Origin of the sequence: Saccharibacillus sp. CPCC 101409 (assembly GCF_030518235.1) — a bacterium.
Taxonomy (GTDB): domain Bacteria; phylum Bacillota; class Bacilli; order Paenibacillales; family Paenibacillaceae; genus Saccharibacillus.
Map to the genome: position 1 here is coordinate 1 of NZ_JAULSA010000020.1, position 20,451 is coordinate 20,451.

General features: G+C 58.9%; 19 protein-coding genes and 1 rRNA gene. 3 read left to right on the top strand and 17 right to left on the bottom strand.

What is annotated here, in order from left to right:
- Together QWJ34_RS24110 and QWJ34_RS24115 are read right to left on the bottom strand one after the other, a co-directional pair.
- Positions 1 to 67, bottom strand: a 16S ribosomal RNA gene (locus QWJ34_RS24110); the annotation flags it as partial.
- Positions 68 to 595: 528 nt separating this feature from the next.
- Complete coding sequence (locus QWJ34_RS24115; RefSeq protein WP_302731664.1) at positions 596 to 1,144, bottom strand: hypothetical protein; 549 nt, start codon at positions 1,142 to 1,144, stop codon at positions 596 to 598.
- Between the two features lie 106 nt (positions 1,145 to 1,250).
- Here QWJ34_RS24115 and QWJ34_RS24120 point away from each other — a divergent pair, with 106 nt between their 5' ends.
- Positions 1,251 to 1,850 carry a TetR/AcrR family transcriptional regulator gene (locus QWJ34_RS24120; protein WP_302731665.1) on the top strand — a complete coding sequence of 200 codons (600 nt, stop codon included), beginning with the start codon at positions 1,251 to 1,253 and terminating at the stop codon, positions 1,848 to 1,850.
- Between the two features lie 114 nt (positions 1,851 to 1,964).
- Here the strand turns inward: QWJ34_RS24120 and lysS are convergent, their stop codons facing one another.
- From lysS to folB, 5 genes are all read right to left on the bottom strand, one after another.
- Entirely contained in the window at positions 1,965 to 3,476 is a 1,512-nt protein-coding gene (gene lysS, locus QWJ34_RS24125) for a lysine--tRNA ligase (protein ID WP_302731666.1), read from the bottom strand.
- Positions 3,477 to 3,737: 261 nt separating this feature from the next.
- Entirely contained in the window at positions 3,738 to 4,214 is a 477-nt protein-coding gene (gene greA, locus QWJ34_RS24130) for a transcription elongation factor GreA (protein ID WP_302731667.1), read from the bottom strand.
- 445 nt (positions 4,215 to 4,659) lie between these two features.
- Positions 4,660 to 5,643, bottom strand: coding sequence for a tRNA dihydrouridine synthase DusB (gene dusB, locus QWJ34_RS24135; protein WP_302731716.1), 984 nt, complete (start codon positions 5,641 to 5,643; stop codon positions 4,660 to 4,662).
- Positions 5,644 to 5,788: 145 nt separating this feature from the next.
- Positions 5,789 to 6,313, bottom strand: a complete 525-nt coding sequence (folK, locus tag QWJ34_RS24140) for a 2-amino-4-hydroxy-6-hydroxymethyldihydropteridine diphosphokinase (protein WP_302731717.1) — start codon at positions 6,311 to 6,313, stop codon at positions 5,789 to 5,791.
- 22 nt (positions 6,314 to 6,335) lie between these two features.
- Positions 6,336 to 6,698 carry a dihydroneopterin aldolase gene (gene folB, locus QWJ34_RS24145; protein ID WP_302731668.1) on the bottom strand — a complete coding sequence of 121 codons (363 nt, stop codon included), beginning with the start codon at positions 6,696 to 6,698 and terminating at the stop codon, positions 6,336 to 6,338.
- Positions 6,699 to 6,743: 45 nt separating this feature from the next.
- On the opposite strand from folB, the gene QWJ34_RS24150 reads away from it, so the two are divergent.
- Entirely contained in the window at positions 6,744 to 7,007 is a 264-nt protein-coding gene (locus QWJ34_RS24150) for a hypothetical protein (RefSeq protein WP_302731669.1), read from the top strand.
- Here QWJ34_RS24150 and folP read toward each other — a convergent pair.
- The 5 genes from folP to cysK form a co-directional block, all read right to left on the bottom strand.
- Positions 6,989 to 7,855 carry a dihydropteroate synthase gene (gene folP, locus QWJ34_RS24155; RefSeq protein ID WP_302731670.1) on the bottom strand — a complete coding sequence of 289 codons (867 nt, stop codon included), beginning with the start codon at positions 7,853 to 7,855 and terminating at the stop codon, positions 6,989 to 6,991. The genes QWJ34_RS24150 and folP overlap by 19 nt on opposite strands.
- A gap of 2 nt (positions 7,856 to 7,857) precedes the next feature.
- Positions 7,858 to 8,754 carry an aminotransferase class IV gene (locus QWJ34_RS24160; RefSeq protein WP_302731671.1) on the bottom strand — a complete coding sequence of 299 codons (897 nt, stop codon included), beginning with the start codon at positions 8,752 to 8,754 and terminating at the stop codon, positions 7,858 to 7,860.
- Entirely contained in the window at positions 8,751 to 9,332 is a 582-nt protein-coding gene (locus QWJ34_RS24165; RefSeq protein ID WP_302731672.1) for an anthranilate synthase component II, read from the bottom strand. The genes QWJ34_RS24160 and QWJ34_RS24165 overlap by 4 nt, the downstream gene beginning before the upstream one ends.
- Before the next feature lie 782 nt (positions 9,333 to 10,114).
- The gene (locus tag QWJ34_RS24170; protein WP_302731673.1) at positions 10,115 to 12,040 is read right to left on the bottom strand and encodes an anthranilate synthase component I family protein; all 1,926 of its coding nucleotides are present in this window, start codon (positions 12,038 to 12,040) and stop codon (positions 10,115 to 10,117) included.
- A gap of 321 nt (positions 12,041 to 12,361) precedes the next feature.
- Entirely contained in the window at positions 12,362 to 13,300 is a 939-nt protein-coding gene (cysK, locus tag QWJ34_RS24175) for a cysteine synthase A (RefSeq protein ID WP_302731674.1), read from the bottom strand.
- 362 nt (positions 13,301 to 13,662) lie between these two features.
- On the opposite strand from cysK, the gene QWJ34_RS24180 reads away from it, so the two are divergent.
- A complete protein-coding gene (locus QWJ34_RS24180; protein ID WP_302731675.1) occupies positions 13,663 to 13,812 on the top strand; it encodes a hypothetical protein in 150 nt (49 codons plus the stop codon).
- A gap of 249 nt (positions 13,813 to 14,061) precedes the next feature.
- Here the strand turns inward: QWJ34_RS24180 and hslO are convergent, their stop codons facing one another.
- From hslO to tilS, 5 genes are all read right to left on the bottom strand, one after another.
- Positions 14,062 to 14,982, bottom strand: coding sequence for an Hsp33 family molecular chaperone HslO (gene hslO / locus QWJ34_RS24185; protein ID WP_302731676.1), 921 nt, complete (start codon positions 14,980 to 14,982; stop codon positions 14,062 to 14,064).
- A gap of 67 nt (positions 14,983 to 15,049) precedes the next feature.
- Positions 15,050 to 15,826: a type III pantothenate kinase gene (locus tag QWJ34_RS24190; RefSeq protein WP_302731677.1), complete on the bottom strand. Its 777-nt coding sequence runs from the start codon at positions 15,824 to 15,826 to the stop codon at positions 15,050 to 15,052.
- A gap of 326 nt (positions 15,827 to 16,152) precedes the next feature.
- Entirely contained in the window at positions 16,153 to 18,180 is a 2,028-nt protein-coding gene (gene ftsH / locus QWJ34_RS24195) for an ATP-dependent zinc metalloprotease FtsH (protein WP_302731678.1), read from the bottom strand.
- A 169-nt stretch (positions 18,181 to 18,349) separates the two neighbouring features.
- On the bottom strand, positions 18,350 to 18,889 hold the full coding sequence (hpt, locus tag QWJ34_RS24200) for a hypoxanthine phosphoribosyltransferase (RefSeq protein ID WP_302731679.1): 540 nt from the start codon (positions 18,887 to 18,889) through the stop codon (positions 18,350 to 18,352).
- A gap of 60 nt (positions 18,890 to 18,949) precedes the next feature.
- Positions 18,950 to 20,380, bottom strand: coding sequence for a tRNA lysidine(34) synthetase TilS (gene tilS, locus QWJ34_RS24205; RefSeq protein WP_302731680.1), 1,431 nt, complete (start codon positions 20,378 to 20,380; stop codon positions 18,950 to 18,952).
- Positions 20,381 to 20,451: the final 71 nt, after the last annotated feature.

The window sequence follows — 20,451 nt, forward strand, 5'->3', positions numbered from 1 at the left end:
GCTCGACTTGCATGTATTAGGCATGCCGCCAGCGTTCGTCCTGAGCCAGGATCAAACTCTCCATTAAAGTTGGCGACCGAAGTCACCGTTTAAAAGAAAGCACCATGTGCTCGTTTTGAAGCTTGGCGCTGGAATTTCAATTCGCTTTGCCCAGAGGGATCCGCGATTTTCATTCCGAACGTTGTCGATTCTCGATTGCTCAAGAATCTATATTCTCACGATGATCTGCACCATCGCGACTCACTTACTGTTCAGTTTTCAAGGAGCAAACTGTGTTTCTCGTTTCTGCCGTTCAGACTTTCGCTCGCAGCAGCAACTCTTATATATTAGCATGTTCGATTTTGTTTTGCAAGCCTTTTTTGAAATCTTTTTTTCGGCTTCTTTCGAAGCTTCCATCCGATCTCATCATCGCCCTGCTCCATTGTCCGAACCGCACCGGCGCTCTCTCAAGGCCGTTCCTAGAATATATCATGCTGATATTAAGAAAGCAAGCATTTTTTCGAATAGCTTTTCAAATAGTGACCCCTTCCTCCCGCAGAGTTCCGATAAATTAGAAGAAAATCATACGGGATAAGGAATCTCTTGCGCCCTGCTTTTATCCGTGTACCTTCTTATTCGACTTCCTCGGCCACAGCGTATAGCTGAAGCTGATTGCAAAGTCGATTCCCAGGATTACCGCCCAGCGTACGATCCACAGTCTCAACGCCTCGGCTCTGTCCATATCCCCGATCAATAGAATCATCCCGGCCAACAGCGCGCTTCCGATCGTCCACGCCAGCAGATGACGGTACCAGCCCGCCCGCTCCAGCGCCGCGTGCTCCGGTCCCGCTTTTGGCTGCCGCTTCGGCTCGGGACCGTCCGCAAACCGGTAAGCAAAGCGTTCGTCCGCCCATTTGATCATCCGATGCCCATACGAGACCGTTGCTCCAATATAGACGGCTGACAGTCCATGCACAAAGCTTACGTCCGCTCCTCCGCGAATATCGATCACCGTAGCTCCCAGAAGTACCAGATCCACCACCGGCGTCAGCATCAGCAGAACCGCGCCCAACTTTTTCAGCCTGAGTACGTATCGTGTCACCAAGCCCAGCAGCACAATGAACCAGAATCCTACTTCGCACGCTACAATCAACCAGCCGATCATCTTGTTTCCTCCTTTTTGATACAATTGTATTTTATAAAAACCATATTAACACAACTGTACTAAAAAGTTAAAGCTTTTAAAAATACGTCTGTGCTATAATCGGTCTATGCCAAAAATCGTCGATCACGTACAACAAAAAATCAAAGTCGCCGAAGCGGCCTGGAGGGTAATTCGCCGTTCGGGCATCGAAAACGCTTCGGTGCGCAACGTCGCTCAGGAAGCCGGCGTGTCGCCCGGTTCGATGCGCCATTATTTTTCCACGCAGGCGGAGCTGTTCTCGTTCTCGATGAGTCTGGTATCGGAGCGGGTGCGCAAACGGATATCCTCGCTGTCGTTCGATCGTCCGGCCTCCGCGGTTGCCCGGGACGTACTGCGCGAGTTGGTGCCCTTGAATGAGGAAAGCCGGTCGGAGATGGAGGTGTGGCTCGCATTCGTATCCAAGTCGCTGTCCGAACCCTCTCTTCGCGATCATGCGGACCGGGTGCACGCGGAATTGAGGGAAGCGATGCTGCTCGTTGTACGCGGACTTGTCGAATACGACTTCGCGCCGAAGGAGCTGGACATCGAAGAAGAGGCGGAGCGGATGCAGGTGTTCGTGGACGGCGTTGCGCTGCACGGGCTGCTGTATCCCGCTCAGATGCCGTCCGCCAAGATGGAGAAGCTGCTGGACGGTTATCTGGACTCTCTTTGTAAAAAGGAACGCTGAATCGCGCCTCGCTTCGTCGTCGAGTCCGTTCAAAAGGAGGAAAACAAAAAGAAGATGCCGGGGCGGCATCTTCTTTTTGTTATTTATATAGGCGTGCGCAGAACTTTCCGCTTTCTACAGATTCCGCATATGCGGGAACAGCAGCACATCGCGGATCGACGCGGCGTCGGTCAGCAGCATGATCAGACGGTCGATGCCGATGCCCAGTCCGCCGGTAGGCGGCATGCCGAATTCCAGCGCGCGGATAAAGTCTTCGTCCATTTCGTGCGCTTCGTCGTTGCCCTGCTCTTTTTCGCGCAGCTGCGCTTCGAAACGTTCCCGCTGGTCGATCGGGTCGTTCAGCTCGCTGAACGCGTTCGCATGCTCGCGCGCCACGATGAACAGCTCGAACCGGTCGGTGAAACGCGGGTCCTGGTCGTTCTTTTTCGCAAGCGGGGAGATTTCAAGCGGGTGTCCCGTTACAAAAGTCGGCTGGATCAGCGTTTCCTCGACAAACTGCTCGAAGAACGCATTCAGGATGTGGCCGAACTTCATATGCTTCTCGACCGGCACTTTGTGTTCTTTGGCCAGCGCGTGCGCTTCTTCGTCGGTCATCTGCGCCCCGAAGTCCACGCCCGTCACTTCTTTGACCGCGTCCACCATCGATACCCGGCGCCACTGCGGCTTGAGGTCGATCGGCTGGCCCTGATACTCGATGGTCGTCGTGCCGAGCACTTCTTCCGCGATATGGGCAACCATGTTTTCCACCAGGCTCATGATGTCTTTGTAGTCGGCGTAAGCTTCGTACAGCTCGATCATCGTAAACTCCGGATTGTGACGCGTCGACGTGCCTTCGTTCCGGTATACGCGGCCGATCTCGTACACTTTCTCCAGGCCGCCCACGATCAGACGCTTCAAATGCAGCTCGATCGCGATCCGCATGTACAGCTGCATATCGAGTGCGTTGTGGTGCGTGATGAACGGACGAGCCGCCGCGCCGCCCGCGATGGAGTGCAGGGTCGGCGTTTCCACTTCGAGATAGCCGAGCGAGTCCAGGTAACGGCGCATCGACTGAATGATCTTGGAGCGCAAAATGAACGTCTGCTGCACTTCCGGATTCACGATCATATCGACGTAGCGCTGGCGGTAGCGCAGCTCGACGTCTTTGAGACCGTGATATTTGTCCGGCAGCGGCTGGAGCGACTTGGTCAGTACGGTAAGTTCCGCTACTTTGATCGTCGTCTCGCCGGTCTTCGTCTTAAATACCGTGCCGCGCACGCCGACGATATCGCCAAGGTCGAGAATCGAGAATGCGTCGTACTGCTCTTCCGGCACACTATCTTTGCGTACATATAATTGAATGCGTCCGGTCAGGTCCTGAATATGCGCGAAGCTGGCTTTGCCCATTGCGCGTTTGGCCATGATGCGTCCGGCCAGCGTGACCTGGGGCGCTTTCTCTTCCAGCTCTTCTTTATCCAATGTATCGTACTTGGCGAGCACGCCCGCCGCCGTCTCGCTGCGTTCAAACTTGGCGCCGAACGGATCGATGCCCAGCTGTTTCAGTTCCCCCAGTTTCTCGCGGCGTACCTTGAGCAGTTCGCTCAATTCGATTTCCTGGTTTTCCTGGTTTGTGTTTTCTTCAGACACTTGTGTTTCAGCTCCTGTCCTTAGCAAGTGGCCGCCGCCGGGAACTGCCGGGCCGGCCCCGCTTATCGTCAACCTATATTATCGGCGCAAATCGTCTCGTTCGTCAACCGCGAAACCACCTTGCGGGACGCGAAATCGACACGAATCGGGCAGGTAAAGCCGCGATCGGCAAAAAAAGGCTCCCGTTCCCGCCCCGGCAGTGCCGGAAGCGGTCGCGGAAAGCCCTCGACTTACGGTGTGTCGCTTTGCGGACGCACCGGTTTATTTTTTGATATCGAGAATTTCGTACTGGATGACGCCGGCCGGAACGTTGACGTCGACCGTTGCTCCTTTGGACTTGCCGAGCAGCGCGCTGCCGACCGGGCTTTCGTTGGAGATCCGGTTCTCCAGCGGATTCGACTCCGCGGAACCGACGATCGTATACTCCATTTCGTCGCCGAACTCCAGGTCTTTGACCTGAACCGTCGAGCCTACGCTCACCACGTCGGTGCCGATCTCGTCGCTGTTGATAATACGCGCGTTGCGCAGCATTTTCTCAAGGGTGATAATGCGTCCTTCGATAAAAGCTTGTTCGTTCTTGGCGTCTTCGTACTCGGAGTTCTCGCTGATGTCTCCGTAGCCGATCGCCACTTTGATCCGTTCCGCAACCTCGCGGCGCTTTACGGATTTCAGGTTTTCCAGCTCGTCTTCCAGCTTCTTCAGCCCGTCCTGGGTGAGAATGACCTCTTTATCGCTCATTTGTACCGATTCTCCTGTCATGTGAATAGTAGTTTTCGCACTCTCACATCGGGTTAATATACGAAATTCCTGTAAGGACGGCAACGGCAAAATAGAAACGACCACGCCTTTAAAACAAGTAGACGTGTTCCGCTTCTCGTTATAAGAAATATACCAACGGAAGGTCGCGCCCGAAACCGTCGTATCTCCAGGAACGTCGATGCTTTAGCATCGTTCGCGTCTATCAAATGCCGCATCCAGGTAAAGCGTGAATATTCCGCATTTTGGAATTTATGCTGCTGAGGCGAATTTTATACTGACAAATTATATGGGAAGGATTACGAAAAGTCAATGCGTTTCCTTGCTTATTTGTAACCGCTTTTATAGATGGAAAAAAGGAACCGCCGAAGCGGCTCCCGAGTCGAATTAACGCGAAGTTTGGAACAAAATGTTCCACGGGAAGCAATCAAGCTTCAGCGGCGGCAAGCCGGGGCAGGTTCTCGATGTAATCTTCCAAGGTAGCGACCATCTGTGCGCGGGTTGTCCCTTCCATGATGCTGTCCCTGATACGGGTCGAATCTTTCAGTCCTTTGAGATACCAGGCCAGGTGCTTGCGCATCTCGCGCACGGCGACCGTTTCGCCCCTGAGCGCGATCAAACGGTCCATATGCAGCACGGCGATGCGGATCTTCTCCTCCGGTTCCGGGTCGCCCGCCAGCTCGCCGGTCTCCAGATAATGAATGGTGCTGTACAGCATCCACGGATTGCCCAGCGCGCCGCGCCCGATCATCACGCCGTCGCAGCCGGTCGTGTCCAGCATGCGCTTGGCGTCTTCCGGCGTCGCCACGTCACCGTTGCCGATCACGGGAATCTGCACGGATTCTTTGGCCAGCTTGATCCAGCTCCAATCGGCGGTGCCGGTGTAAAGCTGCTCGCGCGTACGTCCGTGCACGCTGATCGCGCTCGCGCCGGCGGCTTCGGCCGCTTTGGCGTTCTGCTCGATAAAGATATGCTCGCTGTCCCAGCCGATGCGCATCTTGACCGTGACGGGTTTCTGCACGGCTGCGGTTACGGCGGACACCATCTCGTGGATCTTGTCCGGGTTCAGCAGCCAGCGCGCGCCCGCGTCGCATTTGGTCACTTTCGGCACCGGGCAGCCCATGTTGATATCGATGATATCCGCGTTCGTTTCCTGGTCGACAACTTTCGCCGCTTCGACAAGCGATTGTCGGTCGCCGCCGAAAATTTGCAGGCTGAGCGGCTTCTCGCGTTCGTCGACAAACAGCATTTCGCGCGTTCTTTTATTGCCGTTCAGAATCGCTTTGTCGCTGACCATCTCGGCGCAAACGAGCCCGGTCCCGAATTCTTTGGCGATCAGGCGAAAAGCGGGGTTGCAGACGCCGGCCATCGGGGCCAGCACGACGCGGTTCTTCAATTCGATACTGCCGATCTTGAGCGTATGGAGTCACCTCTTCGATGTAGGCGCGCGCATCGCGGATATCGGGAAAGCGCGCACCGCGGAAAATAGCAAAATATTATTAAAATTTGAGATATGGCGGCGGGAAAAAGAATACCGGACAGCCGGAGCGCCGACTTTACGGAAACAGCGGGCCGGAAAAAGCGCGGATGCCGGAGGCTGCCCCGAGTTCGATCAGGGAATCGTCGATCAGCGCGCGCAGTCCCGAAGGTTCGCTCTGCGGCACGATGTCGTCCAGCGGCACCAGCACGAAAAAGCGCTCGTGCATCCGCGGATGCGGCAGCGTCAGCTCTTCGGTCGAAATCGCCAGCCCGTCCATCCAGAGCAGATCGAGATCGGCGGTACGCGGCCCGAAACGGATATCGCGCACGCGGCCGAGCCGGTTCTCGATCTCCTGCAGCACGCCGAGCAGCGCCTGGGGTTTGAGCGAGGTGGCGACGGCGGCGGCCATGTTCAGAAAAGCGGGCTGGTCGGCATAGCCGACCGGATCGGTCTCGTACACGTCCGACGCCCGCAGCACTTCGATCTCCGTGTGTTCGTTCAACAGACGCAGCGCTTCGCGCAGCGTTTCTTCGCGGCGGCCGAGATTGGCCCCCAAAGCAATATAAGCCTCTGATCGCTCAGAGGTGAAGTTCCGGGTGATGTCTTTCTTCATGTTATCGGTCTCACTTTCGGCTCCTGCGAATCTCCACGGTGACGCCTTCGAAGTGGATATCGAACGGAGGATGCGGCTTGGTGACCTTCACGGTCGCCGCTTCCACCCTAGTATACGTACCCAGTACGGCGGATGCAATACGTTCGGCCAGCGTCTCGATCAATTGGACCGACTCGCCTTCGACGACGCTTTTGACCGTTTCGTGCACTTCGGCGTAATTGACGGCCTGCGACAAATCGTCGGTCAGCCCGGCCGCGGACAGATCGAGCTCAAGCTCCAGTCCGACGTAGAAGCGCTGGCCCAGCCGGCGTTCTTCTTCGAACACGCCGTGACGGCCGTAATATTCCATGCGGGAAATCGTCATTTTGTCCATGATATACCGCCTTTCTGCGCCGGTCCGATCGGGGAGCCGGCGGGGATGGGATGGGAAAAAGCTTTGAATTGCACACGTTTCCGGTGCGAGTCGGACGGTCGCAATCGTACCGCCGATTGCGTACAAGCTATCGGTGTGTTGACTGCTTTCGAAGACGAGCTTGCAAGCGAACAGAGAGAAGATGCGCCGGATAATCAGACTGCGGGCAAGACCAGGCGGCCGAAGCTCCGCGATTGGACGGGCTGCGATTTGTGTAAGCGTTCCGTTTTTCAAAAAAAGTCCGCTGCTTATCAGGAAAGCGGTTCGTAGGACCGGCCGGATTCCGCGTACAGCATGGCGTCGCACATCTTGACGGTGCGCTTGATCGCCGCCACGTCGTGCACGCGCACGATCTGGCAGCCTTCGGCGATGCCGAACGCCACGGTGGCGGCGGTTCCTTCGATCACTTGGTCCGCCGGCAGATCCAGCACGTCGCGGATAAACCGCTTGCGCGAGGTGCCGAGCAGCACCGGGAAGCCGAGTTCCACCAGCCGGCCCAGCTGCGTCATCAATTGCAGGTTCTGGACGCCGTTCTTGGCGAAGCCGATGCCCGGATCGAGAATGATATTCTCGTCCAGCACGCCCGCCGCGCGGGCGATCTGCACGCTTTCCATCAGGTCGGCCGCCACATCGGCGAGCAGATCGGTATAGTTCGTGTCCGGACGGTTGTGCGTCAGCACGACCGGACAGCCGGCTTCCGCCGCGACCTGCGCCATGCGCGTGTCGGCTTTGCAGCCCCAGACGTCGTTGACGATGTGCGCTCCGGCCGCCAGCGACTGGCGGGCGACTTCGGCTTTGTACGTGTCGACGGACAGCGGAATATCGGGCAGTTCCCGCCGCAGCCTCTCGACCACGGGCAGGATGCGCGACAATTCTTCGTCGAGCGAGACCGGATCGGCTCCCGGCCGCGTCGATTCTCCGCCGATATCGATCAGGTCGGCTCCGGCCAGCACCATCTCGCGGGCGTGGCGGACGGCCGCTTCGAGATCGACGTACCGGCCCCCGTCGGAAAACGAGTCGGGCGTCGTATTCAGGATACCCATGATGCGGGTGGCGCGTCCAAGGTGAAAACGGACGTCGCCCCAGGCATAGTGTCGGATATGAAGGGTGGGCTTCATGTTCAGTTCCCCGTTTCTTTCGTAAAATGTCGGTATTCGCGCATCAAGCGCAGCGTCAGCGGACCGGGACGGCCGTTTCCGACGACGAAAGTCGTTCCGTCCGGCTGTCTCCATCTATGTACAGGCACGATTTCCTGAACCGATCCGGTCAGGAACATCTCTTCGGCGCCGGACAGATCGTCCGGCGTATAGAAGCCTTCGGCGGTTTCGACGCCGAGCCGCGAAGCCAGCTCCAGCACGAAAGCGCGGGTGATGCCGGGCAGAATGCCGGTCTCGACAGCCGGCGTGTACAGCCGGCCGCCCGCGGCGAAAAAGAAATTGCTGACGATCCCTTCGGCGGCGAAGCCTTCGCGGGTCAGCATGAGCCCTTCGGCGCCCTCGGCGCCGGGTATGGCGCCAAGCTCGCGCCGGGCCAGAATGCCATTCATGTAATGGAGCGACTTCAGCCGCACGGGGCCTTCCGGCGTATTGCGCCGGGTATTCAGGACCTGGAGGGTCCGGCCCTCCGAGGTCCAGGAGGGCGGGTTCTCGGGCAGCGTCTTCATATGGACGATGCGGTTCGGGTGGGAGTAGCTGTCGCCGGAGGGAAGGCCGAGGCCTTCGGCTCCGGCGGTCAGCGTCAGGCGGATATACGCATCCGCCAGGCCGTTCGCCGCCAGCAGGGCGGCGATCTCGGCGCGCAGCGCCGCAGAATCGGCGGCGTAAGCGATGCCGAGCTGGCGCGCGCCGCGCGCCAGCCGATCGAGATGGCGATCGAGCAGGAACGGGCTGCCGCCATACGTGCGGAACGTCTCGAACAGCCCCATGCCGTACAGCAGGCCGTGGTCCAGCACCGGCAGCGCCGCGGTCGCCGCTTCGACAATCTGTCCGTTCAGCGACAGATAACGGTCTCCGCTCATACGGCCTCCTCCGCGCCGCGGCGCAGAAAGCCGCGCAGCAGATCGTGACCGTGCTCGGTCACGATCGATTCCGGATGGAACTGTACGCCTTCCACCGCATATTCGCGGTGCCGCAGCCCCATGATCTCGCCCTCGGCCGTCCAGGCCGTCACTTCGAGGCAGTCCGGCAGCGTCCCGGCCTCGACGATCAGCGAATGATAGCGCGCCGCGGTCAGCGGCGACGGAAGCCCTTCGAACACCGAGCCGCCGCCGTGCAGGACCGGCGAGGTTTTGCCGTGCATCAGCCGCTGCGCGCGCACGACGCGGCCGCCGAATGCCTGTCCGATCGCCTGATGGCCGAGGCATACGCCGAAGATGGGAATTCGGCCTTTGAACGCATGGATCGTATCCAGCGTAATCCCGGCGTCGTCCGGCGTGCACGGCCCCGGCGACAGCAGAATACGGTCCGGCGCAAGCCGGCAAATGCCGTCCAGATCGATCTCGTCGTTGCGGCGCACCACGACTTCTTCGCCAAGCTCGCCCAGATATTGGACCAGATTATAGGTAAACGAATCGTAATTGTCGATAACCAGAATCAATGGGAGTCTCCTTTCGGCGAATAATGAAAAAGGACGGCGAAATTTCGACCTTTGGAATACATATTACAGGCAAATCGTTGTTTGGATCGATTTTGCGCCAAAATGTATACAGGGATCAAAATTTCTGCGCGTTCTCCGGATTTTTCGATAAATGCTGTTCTATCCTCAATATATCGGGTTTCACGGGCGGCCACTCTTGCGAAGTTAGATCTTGGGATCGCGGCCAAGCGCTGCAAGGGCTCGGCTAACCTTGCCTTTACACGCAAATATGGAATTCGGCGAGCGAAGTCCGAAATAACTGCTCAGATACAGTTATTTGGAACAGATAGCGGCTTTTTTTGTAAATAAGTGCACAGATACAGCTATTTGGCGATCAGTGCCGTAAACAGGCTCATTGAGGATGAAATAAATGTATCTGTGCATTTATTTGGCCGGAAAACGGGAATTCTTGAGAAATAAGTGTACGGGTGTACTTATTTTCGGAACCCTGTTGTTTAGAGTGCGGCGAGTTCCGGGCCGCTGTCGAAAGTGCCCGGAGCGAAGCAGGTGTTTGTATGCGAGCCGGGCTTTCAGGAAACGTTGAACGTAACGGTTCCGGAAGTGCAGAATGCGAGTTTGAGGACGTGATGAGCCAAGAGAGCGAATAACCTTAGAAGCTTAAATCGTTTGGACCCGCGGGCCGCGATTTCGCGCTTTGCAGTTCAACTGCTTGCTTAACGCGGAGAAGCGGAAATCGCTGTGCCGAAGGGCTGCGATTTTTTAGGGCTCGCTTGGCGCGGGAATTACAAATCGCCTTGCCCGGAGGGGTAAGCGATTTTTGTTCCTAACTCAGCGCAGAAGACCGCGCGGCTCACGGAGCGGGCTTTATTATAACACTCCCGATACTCGCGGTACGGTTCCGAATCGATCACGATCCCGGCGCCGGCCTGCATATGTCCGATTCCGTCCTGGACAACCAGCGTACGAATAATAATATTTAATTCCATATTGCCGCTGTAGTCAATCCAGCCCATGGAGCCGGTATACGGGCCGCGGCGGACGGGTTCGAGTTCTTCGACGATCTGCATCGTGCGCACTTTGGGCGCGCCGGTAATGGTTCCGCCGGGAAAAACGGCGGCGATTACGTCGTACGCCGTCTTGCCGGGAGCCAGATCGGCTTCCACCTGCGAAACCAGATGCATCACATGCGCATAGCGCTCGATCGTCATCAGTTCCGGGACGACGACGGAGCCGTAAGCGGCGGCGCGGCCCAGATCGTTGCGCTGAAGATCGACGAGCATGATATGCTCGGCCCGTTCTTTTTCGCTGCCGGCCAGTTCCTCGGCCATGCGAAGATCTTCTTCTTTGTCGGCGCCGCGCCGACGAGTGCCGGCGATCGGCCGGGCGGCCAGACGGCCGTCTTCCAGCCTGACCAGCAGCTCCGGCGAACCGGAAACAAGCTGGAAGCCGGGAAAGCGCAGGAAGCCCATATAAGGCGACGGATTGACGATGCGCATCCATTCGTAGATTTCTTCGGGCGAGGCTTTGAGCCTGCGCTGTTTGCGCAGCGACAGATTCACCTGGAACACGTCGCCGCTGCGGATATACTCCTGGATGCGGCGCACCGCTTCTTCGAACTCCGCCTGCGCGAACTTCGTTTCAAAACCGTCCGCGTCGAGCCGGCCGGCAAGCTGCCGCTCCGCTTCGTCGACGATCTCCGCCCGCCGCGCTTCGCTGTGCGCCGGCTCCGCGCGCTCGAAGCGCCGCCAGCGCTCCAGCATGCGCTCCGCATCCCGCGCCGCCTGCGCGTAGGCCGCCTTCAGCGCGGCCCGCCCAACCGGAGCGGCCTGCTGCTCCGGCCGCTCGTTCCCGGACGCGCATCCCGCCGCGTCCGGGAAAGCCCCCGGCTGCGCAGCAGCCGTCTCCGCCGCCTCCGCTCCGGCGAGCTCGCCAAGCGGAACCTGTACGGCGCAGTACACCGACCGCTCCGCATGGTCGACAATCCACAGCTCCCTTACGCGCATAAACGCGTAATCGGGAAGCCCGGCTGCGCCGAGGTCGTCGCCGGCCAGCTCCGGCAGCCGCTCCAGCGATCTCGCGACGTCGTACGCGAGAAAGCCCACCGCGCCGCCGCAGAATTTCGGCGCGCCGGGCACCCGCGGCCCCCGGTGCGGCTCCATCCAGCCGCGAATCGCTTCGACCGGCGTCCCCCGCCGAAGCGAACCTTCCATGCCGGCGGAATCTCCAACCGCCCGGGCGCCCTGCGGCGCTGCATCCGCATCGGGGAACGCTTCCCGCGGCGCTTGCTCTGCCGGCCCCTTCGCTTCGGCGGTTCCGGCCGCCCGGGCACGGGTGGCTTCTTCCGTCATTTTCGCTTCGCCGCCTCGTTCCGTTCCCGAGCCGCCGTATGCGGAAACTTTCGCCCGAACGCCCGCGCCGCCGGCTTGTTCCTCACCGTTTCTCTTCCGACCCGTTGCGCGGGCAAAATTCGTTACCCTCGCTTCCGCGCCTTTCCCCTGCAGGATTGACTCCGCTTCCAAGCCCAGAAACGTATACCGCCCTTCCTTGCCGCTTTCCAGCACAAACGCATATGGAGAACTTTCCTGCCAGGCTTCCAGCCAGGAGTCCGGCTGCTTCTCCAATGTACTGCGCAGCACATACGGAAAACGGGTGTATCCCTGCTCCGCCCATTCCGTCCACTGCGACAGGGACGCGATGATCTCGCTCACTTTTCCGCACTCCTTTCCGGGCCCGCCCGGCCGTTATGGTCAATTTGTGTCTATTATACGACGAAAACGGCCAGGGTCGATAGCCAAAGCGACCGAATTCGACAACACTCTCTCATACAACCATCCGGCTGCATGCGACTTCCGATTCGGATGCAGGCGAAACGCGACCGGAGACATCCAAACAAGCGGAAGCAAAAAGCCCCCTTGAGCGCAGCTGCGCCGAAGAGAGCTCATGTCCCGGGCGGAACAGGCCGGACGGGATAAAACGGCCGCCTTCAAAGCGGCCGCGATATTCGATCTGAACCGAATCCCGATACGAAATCAGGCTTCGAAGTTGTACAGCGGCGTGCTCAGGTAGCGTTCGCCGTTGCTCGGCACGACCGCGATGACGCGCTTGCCTTTGCCGAGTTCTTTGGCGACTTTAAGCGCGGCATAGATCGCGGCGCCGGACGAGATGCCCGACAGGATGCCTTCCTGCTTCGCCACATTGCGGGCCGTTTCGAACGCGTCGTCGTTCTCCACGTGAATGATTTCGTCGTAGATGTCCTGGTTCAAGATATCCGGAACGAAGTTCGCGCCGATGCCCTGAATCTTGTGCGGACCCGGCTTGCCGCCGGCCAGGATCGGCGAAGCCGCCGGCTCGACCGCATAGATCTTCACGTCGGGGAAGTTCGATTTGAGCACTTCGCCCGCGCCGGAGATCGTGCCGCCCGTTCCGATGCCCGCGATAAACGCGTCGAGCGTTCCGCCGATCGATTGGACCGCTTCGACAATCTCCGGTCCCGTCGTTTCGCGGTGGATCTTCACGTTCGCTTCGTTCTTGAACTGCTCGGCGATAAAGTAATCCGGGTTTTCTTTCAGCAGTTCTTCCGCTTTGCGGACCGCGCCGTTCATGCCTTCCGATCCCGGCGTCAGCACCAGTTCCGCGCCGTAGGCGCGCAGCAGGTTGCGCCGCTCGAGGCTCATCGTTTCCGGCATGACGATCACGGCTTTATATCCTTTTGCCGCCGCCACCATGGCCAGACCGATCCCGGTGTTGCCGCTCGTCGCTTCGATGATCGTGCCGCCCGGCTTGAGACGTCCGTCCGCTTCCGCCGCTTCCACCATACTGATGGCGATCCGGTCTTTGACGCTTGCGCCCGGGTTCTGATATTCCAGTTTTACGTAAATTTCCGCGCTGTCTTCCGGTACGATCCGGTTCAAGCGGACAAGCGGCGTGTCTCCAATCAGATCCGTAATGCTGTTAACGACTTTGGCCATGGTAAATCCTCCTTCGAAATGGGTGAACTTAAATGAAAGCGGGGCCGGCGCTGCAGACAGCTCCGGTCTGGAATCGGCGGAAAGCGGCTCCCGGCTTCCGGATGCGGCAATCGTTTGGCGCGAGGTGAAGCAGGTGTCGTCCCCGTCTTAATCCGAGTAAAAAAGTAGGTTTTTAGCTTCTTTTATCTTAGCAATCCGCGTGGTAAATGTCAATCCGGGAAGAAGTGGGGCAGGGCCGGTTTTTGCAGCTCCAAAAAAGCGCTATCAAAACGACGCCGAATATCGGGAGTTTCGCGCCGCTTCGGACGGGTAATGATCTGCAAGCAATGAAATCCGTCAATATCCAAGAGGAGGAATTCATCATGAAACGGAAAACGCTTATGGGCGTCGCAGTCGGTCTCGGAGCCGCTTACCTGCTGAGAAACAAAGATTCGCGCAGCAAGCTTGTGAATCAATTCCAGTCTTTCGGCAGCAAAAAAGAAGATCGCGTCAGCGACAGCACGGTGATTTGATCGGACGCGGCGGCTTTTCGGGGCATTTATGCGAAAAGTCCTGGGCGAGCCGGTCAGCCGGCAGTATCGGATCATAGCAAAAAAGCCGTTTTCCCGTCCGCATAAGCGGCGGAGAAAACGGCTTTTGATTTTTGCGCGTTTGCTGCGCTCGTTGAGATCGCTTTATAGTTACGCGCTTGCCAGACCCGCTTGCCGGAGCGCGCGGACGGCAAGAAGCCCGGGCAATCCGCTCGGCAAAAACGGACAATCTTATCCGCGCGTTTGCTCCAGGATCTTCTCCAGATCTTCGCGCTCGAATTGATAAGCTTCGTTGCAGAAATGGCAGACCACTTCCGCCACGCCCTGCTCTTCGATAATGTCTTCGATTTCTTTCGAACCCAGGCTGATCAGCGTGCGCTCGACGCGCTCGCGCGAGCATTCGCAGCGGAAATCGATATCCAGCCGCTCCTGTACCTGCACATCCGGCAGCACCCATTTCAGCAGTTCTTCCGGCGAAAGGCCTTGATCCAGCAGCGCCGAGACCGGCGGCAGCGTGGACACGGCGTGCTCGATCGCGTCGATCTCTTCGTCGGACAATCCCGGCAGAAGCTGCACGATAAAGCCGCCCGCGCTGATGACCGTATTGTCCGGCGCCACCAGCACGCCGATGCCGACCGCCGAAGGCGTCTGCTCGGATACGGCGAAATAATAAGTGAAATCTTCGCCCAGCTCGCCCGAAACGATCGGCACGCTGCCGCGGTACGGTTCTTTCAGCCCCAGATCCTTGATGACGTACAGGAAGCCTTCCGTGCCGACCGCGCCCGCGACGTCGAGCTTGCCCATCGCGTTGCTCGGCAGATGCACATGCGGATGATCGACGTAACCGCGCACCTCGCCTTTGGCGTTGGCGTCGGCCACGATCTGACCGAGCGGCCCGTCGCCTTTGACCTGGATCGTCAGCTTTTCTTCGCCTTTGAGCATCGCGCCCATCATCGCGGCGGTCGTCAGCGTGCGGCCGAGCGCGGCCGTCGCCGTCGGGAACGTATCGTGTCTGCGGCGCAGCTCTTCGACGAGCTGCGTGCTGCGGACCGCAAAAGCGCGGACTTTGCCTTTCAGCGCCGTGCCTCTGACCAGATAATCGCGTTCCGGATGTTCGGAACCGCCGTTATGCGCATGTTCGTTGTTTTCCATTCAGCAGTCTCCTCCACTTCCGTCCGCTGTCGCGGCGGTTTTTTTTATTTGCTTGCTTTGATTTCGATTAAGCTTTGGCAAACCGGTTGCGCTCGTAGATCAAACGCAGTCCTTCGAGCGTCAGCATCGGATTGACTTCCTGCACCGTTTCCGTCTCTGCGCAGATCAGCGGCGCCAGGCCGCCGGTCGCCACGACTTTCAGCTCCGTGCCCATTTCTTCGCGGATGCGCTTGACGATGCCGTCCACCTGTCCCGCGTAGCCGTAAATGATGCCCGACTGCATCGCGTGGACCGTGTTGCGTCCGATGACCTTTTTCGGCTTCTCCAGCTCGATTCTCGGCAGCTTCGACGCGCGCTGATACAGCGCTTCGGTCGAAATGCCCAGTCCCGGCACGATCGCGCCGCCCAGGTAATTCCCCTGGTCGTCGATGCAATCGAAAGTGGTAGCCGTGCCGAAATCGACGACGACCAGCGCGCCTCCGTACAGCTCGACCGCCGCCACCGCATTGACGATCCGGTCCGCTCCGATTTCTCTCGGGTTTTCGTAGCGCAGGTTGAGTCCGGTCTTGATGCCCGGTCCGACCAGCAGCGGAGTCCGTTTGAGATAAGTGCGGCACATCTGCTCAATGACGCCGACGATCGGCGGCACCACCGACGAGATAATCACGCCTTCGATCTTGTCGGCGTCGATCTTCGACATGCGGAACAGATTATAGATCATTACCCCGTATTCGTCGCTCGTCGCCTGGCGGCTGGTGCTGATGCGAAAATGATGCAGCAGCGTTCGCTCTTCGTATACGCCGAGCACAATATTGGTGTTTCCGATATCCACTACAAGAATCACGCGGTTGTTATCCTCCTTTGCGTTCCGAACGGAAGGAATAGGGTTCCGGACCGTTCCTGCGCGGACCGCTTCCGATACGGCCGAATCTATTCGGCGCGACGGGACGGACGTCCGCCCGCAGTCCGTTTATCGCTTTCTGCATTGTACCATTATCGCCGCCTGCGGGCACCCGTTTGCGTCATTATTCGCGCATCCGCTTGGCGCATTTGACGGAATCGAACTCGCAAAAAGACCGGAAAACGAAAAATCGTTTTCCGGTCCCGCATCCGTACGGTTGAAGATCAGGATAAACTGCCCGGCATTCGTTCACCGGCATTCTGGCTTGATTAAGACTGCGAAGTGCCTCCGCCGTCCGAATTGTCGCGCTTGTTCAGCGGATCGTTCGGAATATCGCCGGTCTTGCCGAGGTCTACGCCTTCGGACTCGTTCAGACGCACATTCGAATCGCCGATGCTGTCGAAAGTCGGCTCGGAAGCCGGCTCCGTGCCTTCCGGCGTATTCGTCGTGCCGACCGCGCCTTCGAGCGATCCGGTCTCGATCAGGCTGCGGATCTGGTCGAGTTCCAGCGTTTCGACTTCAAGCAGCGTGTTCGCGATCAGATGCACTTCTTTGGCGTGCTCGGTAAGGAGCTGACGCGCTCTCTCGTACGATTCGTTGACGAAGCGCTGCATTTCCTGATCGATCTCGTACGCCACGGCGTCGCTGTAATTCGGCTCGTGTCCGAGATCGCGGCCCAGGAAGACCTGGCCCTGTCCGGTGCCGAACTGCATCGGGCCGAGCTTCTCGCTCATGCCGTATTCGGTAATCATGCTGCGCACGATGCCGGTCGCCTGCTGGAAGTCGCTGTACGCGCCGGTGCCGATCTCGCCGATAAAGATTTCCTCGGATACGCGTCCGCCCAGCAGGCCGGTTACACGGTCGAGCAGCTCCTGTTTGGTGACGAGCATGCGGTCTTCTTTCGGCAGCATAATCACGTATCCGCCCGCGCGACCGCGCGGAATGATCGTAACCTTATGCACCATATCGGCGTGTTCCAGGAAGTAGCCGACGATCGTGTGACCCGCTTCGTGGTAAGCCACGATGCGCTTCTCGCGGTCGCTGATGACGCGGCTTTTCTTCTCGGTGCCGACGATGACGCGGTCGATCGCTTCGTCGATCTCGTTCATCGAGATATCTTTGCGGTTGCGCCGCGCCGCGATCAGCGCCGCTTCGTTCAGCAGGTTTTGCAGATCCGCGCCGGAGAAACCGGTGGTGCGCTTGGCGATCTTGTCGAGCTGAACGTCCTTGGTCAGCGGCTTGTTGCGCGCGTGAACGTGCAGCACCGCTTCGCGTCCCTTCACATCCGGGCGATCGACGGTAATCTGACGGTCGAAACGTCCGGGACGCAGCAGGGCCGGGTCGAGGATATCCGCGCGGTTGGTCGCCGCGATAATGATAATGCCTTCGTTTTCGCCGAAACCGTCCATCTCCACGAGGAGCTGGTTGAGCGTTTGCTCGCGTTCGTCGTGTCCGCCGCCGAGGCCTGCGCCCCGCTGACGACCCACGGCGTCGATTTCGTCGATAAAGATGATACAAGGCGCGTTCTTCTTCGCGTTCTCGAACAGGTCGCGAACCCGCGAAGCGCCGACGCCGACGAACATTTCGACGAAGTCGGAACCGGAGATGCTGAAGAACGGTACGCCGGCTTCGCCCGCTACCGCGCGCGCAAGCAGCGTTTTACCGGTACCCGGAGGGCCCACGAGCAGGACGCCTTTCGGAATCCGTGCGCCGAGAGCGGCGAACTTGCGCGAATCTTTGAGGAATTCGACGACTTCGACGAGTTCCTGCTTCTCTTCGTCGGCTCCGGCCACATCGTTGAACGTTACTTTTTTCTTTTCTTCATTGTAAAGTCTGGCTTTGCTCTTGCCGAAGTTCATGACTTTACCGCCGCCGCCCTGGGCCTGGTTGAAGAGGAAGAAGAACAGCACGAACATGATGATCAGCGGGATAAACGAAGTCAGAAGCGTCAGCCAAATACTGTCGCCCCGCATCGGCTTGACCGTGACCGGCACATCATTCTGCTGCATGGTAGCCGTCAGCTTGTCAATAGCCGAATCAGTGGCGGGAATATACGTTGAGAACGTCTTGGGACCGTCCTGTTTCAGCGGCTGCTTGTACGTCCCCGTAACGAGGTAAGCATAATTCTCGAACTGCAGCGTAGCTTTGTCTACGTTGTCGCTCTCCACTTGCTTGACCAATTCATCGTATCTTGGAGCTTCGGATGTGTCTGGACCACCATTCAAAAAGCGAAATATACCTATAACGACGAGAAAAAGAAGCAAATAAAAGCCAGAATTCCGGATGAACCGATTCATCCTCAACCTCCTCTCAAGACACTGAAGTTATTTTAACATAGTCGGTTCGCACATCACAAATTCAGCAGCGGGGCGGTTTCGCGGGGAACCCGGCTCCGGTCGCCTTACGTCGATTAGATGAAACTTCCGTCCGGCTTTCCTGGACGAAAATTCCAGTTCCAGAAAAGGATTACGTCGTGTAAATTTCCGGCTTGAGCACGCCGATATACGGCAGATTGCGGTAGTGTTCCGCGTAATCCAGGCCGTAGCCGACCACGAAAGCGTCCGGCAGCACGAAGCCCGTGTAATCCGCTTCCATCTTGACGGAGCGGCGCACCGGCTTGTCGAACAGTGTAACGACCTTCACGCTCTTGGCGTTGCGGTTCTTCAGCAGCTCGATCAGGTGGCTGAGCGTCAGGCCGCTGTCGATAATATCCTCGACGATCAGCACGTCGCGTCCTTCCACCGTGTTGTCCAGATCCTTGATAATCTTCACCACGCCCGACGACTTGGTCGCCGCGCCGTAGCTCGATACGGCCATAAAGTCCAATTCCATCGGAACGGTAATGCGTTTGACCAGATCGGCCATAAAAATGAACGCGCCTTTGAGTACGCAGATCACGAGCGGGTTGCGTCCTTCGTACTCGGCGCTGAGCTGTTCGCCCAGTTCCTTGATTTTGGCCTGAATTTCCTCTTCGCTGATCAATACCTCTTGAATGTCGTTTTGCAACTTGCTTGACCCTCCTGCCCATAGTCTGAATGTTCTTTCTATTTCTTTAACCCAAAACCGTCAACAAAGAGCCCGATCCATCCGAATATATAGAATCTTCTCGGTCCGTCCGTCCACCCAGGCGTGGGCGGATCTTCTCAGCCCGGCCAGCCAGACGACGCGCCCGCGCGCATCGCAGACGACGGGAACCAGTCCGCGCTCGGACGGAGCGATCTTTTCGTCGATCAGCAGATCCTTGACTTTCTTCGTGCCGGCCCCGCGCGGCAGCTCGATCCGGTCGCCCGGAAGACGAGAACGCACGGTCAGCGGATACTCCAAACGGTCGGCGTCGAAAGCGGCCTCGTCCGCGCCCAGCGCAAGCAGGGTCTGTGAATCCGGGACTTCGTCCTCTTCCCGGAAAGTGAGTCCGCGGCTTCCGAACCAGATCCGTCGAGCATCCGGCTCTCTGCCGAGCAGCCTCGTCTTTGGCGTTTCGATCGGCGGCCTGCCGAGACGGAAAAACGCACGATCGTATTCGCGCGTGCAGGTCCGGCCGTATCCGAGATCGAGCGTCCAGGTCGAGGCATCCGGGGAAACCAGCTGCCTGCGGACGAGATCCACCTTGGCAAAGTCGGTTTCGGCGCCGGCTGCCGGCAGATAATTTAATATTAATTTAACCAGCCTGCGTTGTAAAGCGAAGGGGAGCGCGGCAAACCCCGCCGTATCAAGCTCCGTCGCTTCCCCGCTTCTTCGGCACAGCCTTTCGAACGCGCGATCGGTCTCCCCGGCTAGATAATCGTCCTCCGGACCCAGCGTATCGGCGAGCCGGTTCAGCGCTTCGACCAGCCGCCCGTTATAGCTTTCCAGCTGCGGCAGCGTCTCCAGCCGCAGCCGGTTGCGCGCATAATCAGTATGCGCGTTGCTGCTGTCTTCGGCGAATCGAACAGCGTTGGCCGCGCAGAAGCCGACCAGATCGGCTTTGCCGAACCGCAGCAGCGGACGCGCCAGGCGCATGCCGCCCCGCTCGCGCACCCGGCGCATGCCGGCAAGCCCGGCGGGGCCGCTGCCGCGCAGCAGATGCAGCAGCACCGTCTCCGCCTGGTCGCCGGCGTGATGCGCCAGCGCGATTGCCGCCGCGCCGCGGCGAAGCGCCGCTTCCCGCAGGAAGCGGTAGCGCAGTTCGCGGGCCGCGGCCTGCGTGCCCAGCCCGCTTTCTTTCTTATAGGCCGCCACATCCGGGCGCCCCAGTTCGAACGGCACGCCCAGCCGCAGCGCGGCCTGGCGCACCAGCTCTTCCTCCGCGGCCGATTCTTCCGGCCGCAGGCCGTGGTTGACGTGCGCGCAGACCAGCGCGAAGCCCTGTTCCAGGGACAGCGCATGCAGCAGATGCAGCAGCGCCATGGAATCCGGGCCGCCCGATACCGCGGCCACGACGCAGTCGCCGGGCGCCCACATGGCGTGCTCCGCCGCTTCCTCCCGGATGCCGCGCAGCAGCCCGATGTCGTCTTTCATTGTTTGTTTCCGCCTTTCCGCCGCCTGCTTGCGGCAAACCCTTCCCGCGGCCCAATCCGCCGGGATTCGAT

Excerpts from the sequence above, each read along its gene's own strand:
- QWJ34_RS24115 (WP_302731664.1), bottom strand. The coding sequence starts at position 1,144 with ATGATCGGCTGGTTGATTGTAGCGTGCGAAGTAGGATTCTGGTTCATT.
- QWJ34_RS24120 (WP_302731665.1), top strand. The coding sequence starts at position 1,251 with ATGCCAAAAATCGTCGATCACGTACAACAAAAAATCAAAGTCGCCGAA.
- greA (WP_302731667.1), bottom strand. The coding sequence starts at position 4,214 with ATGAGCGATAAAGAGGTCATTCTCACCCAGGACGGGCTGAAGAAGCTG.
- folB (WP_302731668.1), bottom strand. The coding sequence starts at position 6,698 with ATGGACAAAATGACGATTTCCCGCATGGAATATTACGGCCGTCACGGC.
- QWJ34_RS24150 (WP_302731669.1), top strand. The coding sequence starts at position 6,744 with ATGGGATGGGAAAAAGCTTTGAATTGCACACGTTTCCGGTGCGAGTCG.
- folP (WP_302731670.1), bottom strand. The coding sequence starts at position 7,855 with ATGAAGCCCACCCTTCATATCCGACACTATGCCTGGGGCGACGTCCGT.
- QWJ34_RS24160 (WP_302731671.1), bottom strand. The coding sequence starts at position 8,754 with ATGAGCGGAGACCGTTATCTGTCGCTGAACGGACAGATTGTCGAAGCG.
- cysK (WP_302731674.1), bottom strand. The coding sequence starts at position 13,300 with ATGGCCAAAGTCGTTAACAGCATTACGGATCTGATTGGAGACACGCCG.
- QWJ34_RS24180 (WP_302731675.1), top strand. The coding sequence starts at position 13,663 with ATGAAACGGAAAACGCTTATGGGCGTCGCAGTCGGTCTCGGAGCCGCT.
- hslO (WP_302731676.1), bottom strand. The coding sequence starts at position 14,982 with ATGGAAAACAACGAACATGCGCATAACGGCGGTTCCGAACATCCGGAA.
- ftsH (WP_302731678.1), bottom strand. The coding sequence starts at position 18,180 with ATGAATCGGTTCATCCGGAATTCTGGCTTTTATTTGCTTCTTTTTCTC.
- tilS (WP_302731680.1), bottom strand. The coding sequence starts at position 20,380 with ATGAAAGACGACATCGGGCTGCTGCGCGGCATCCGGGAGGAAGCGGCG.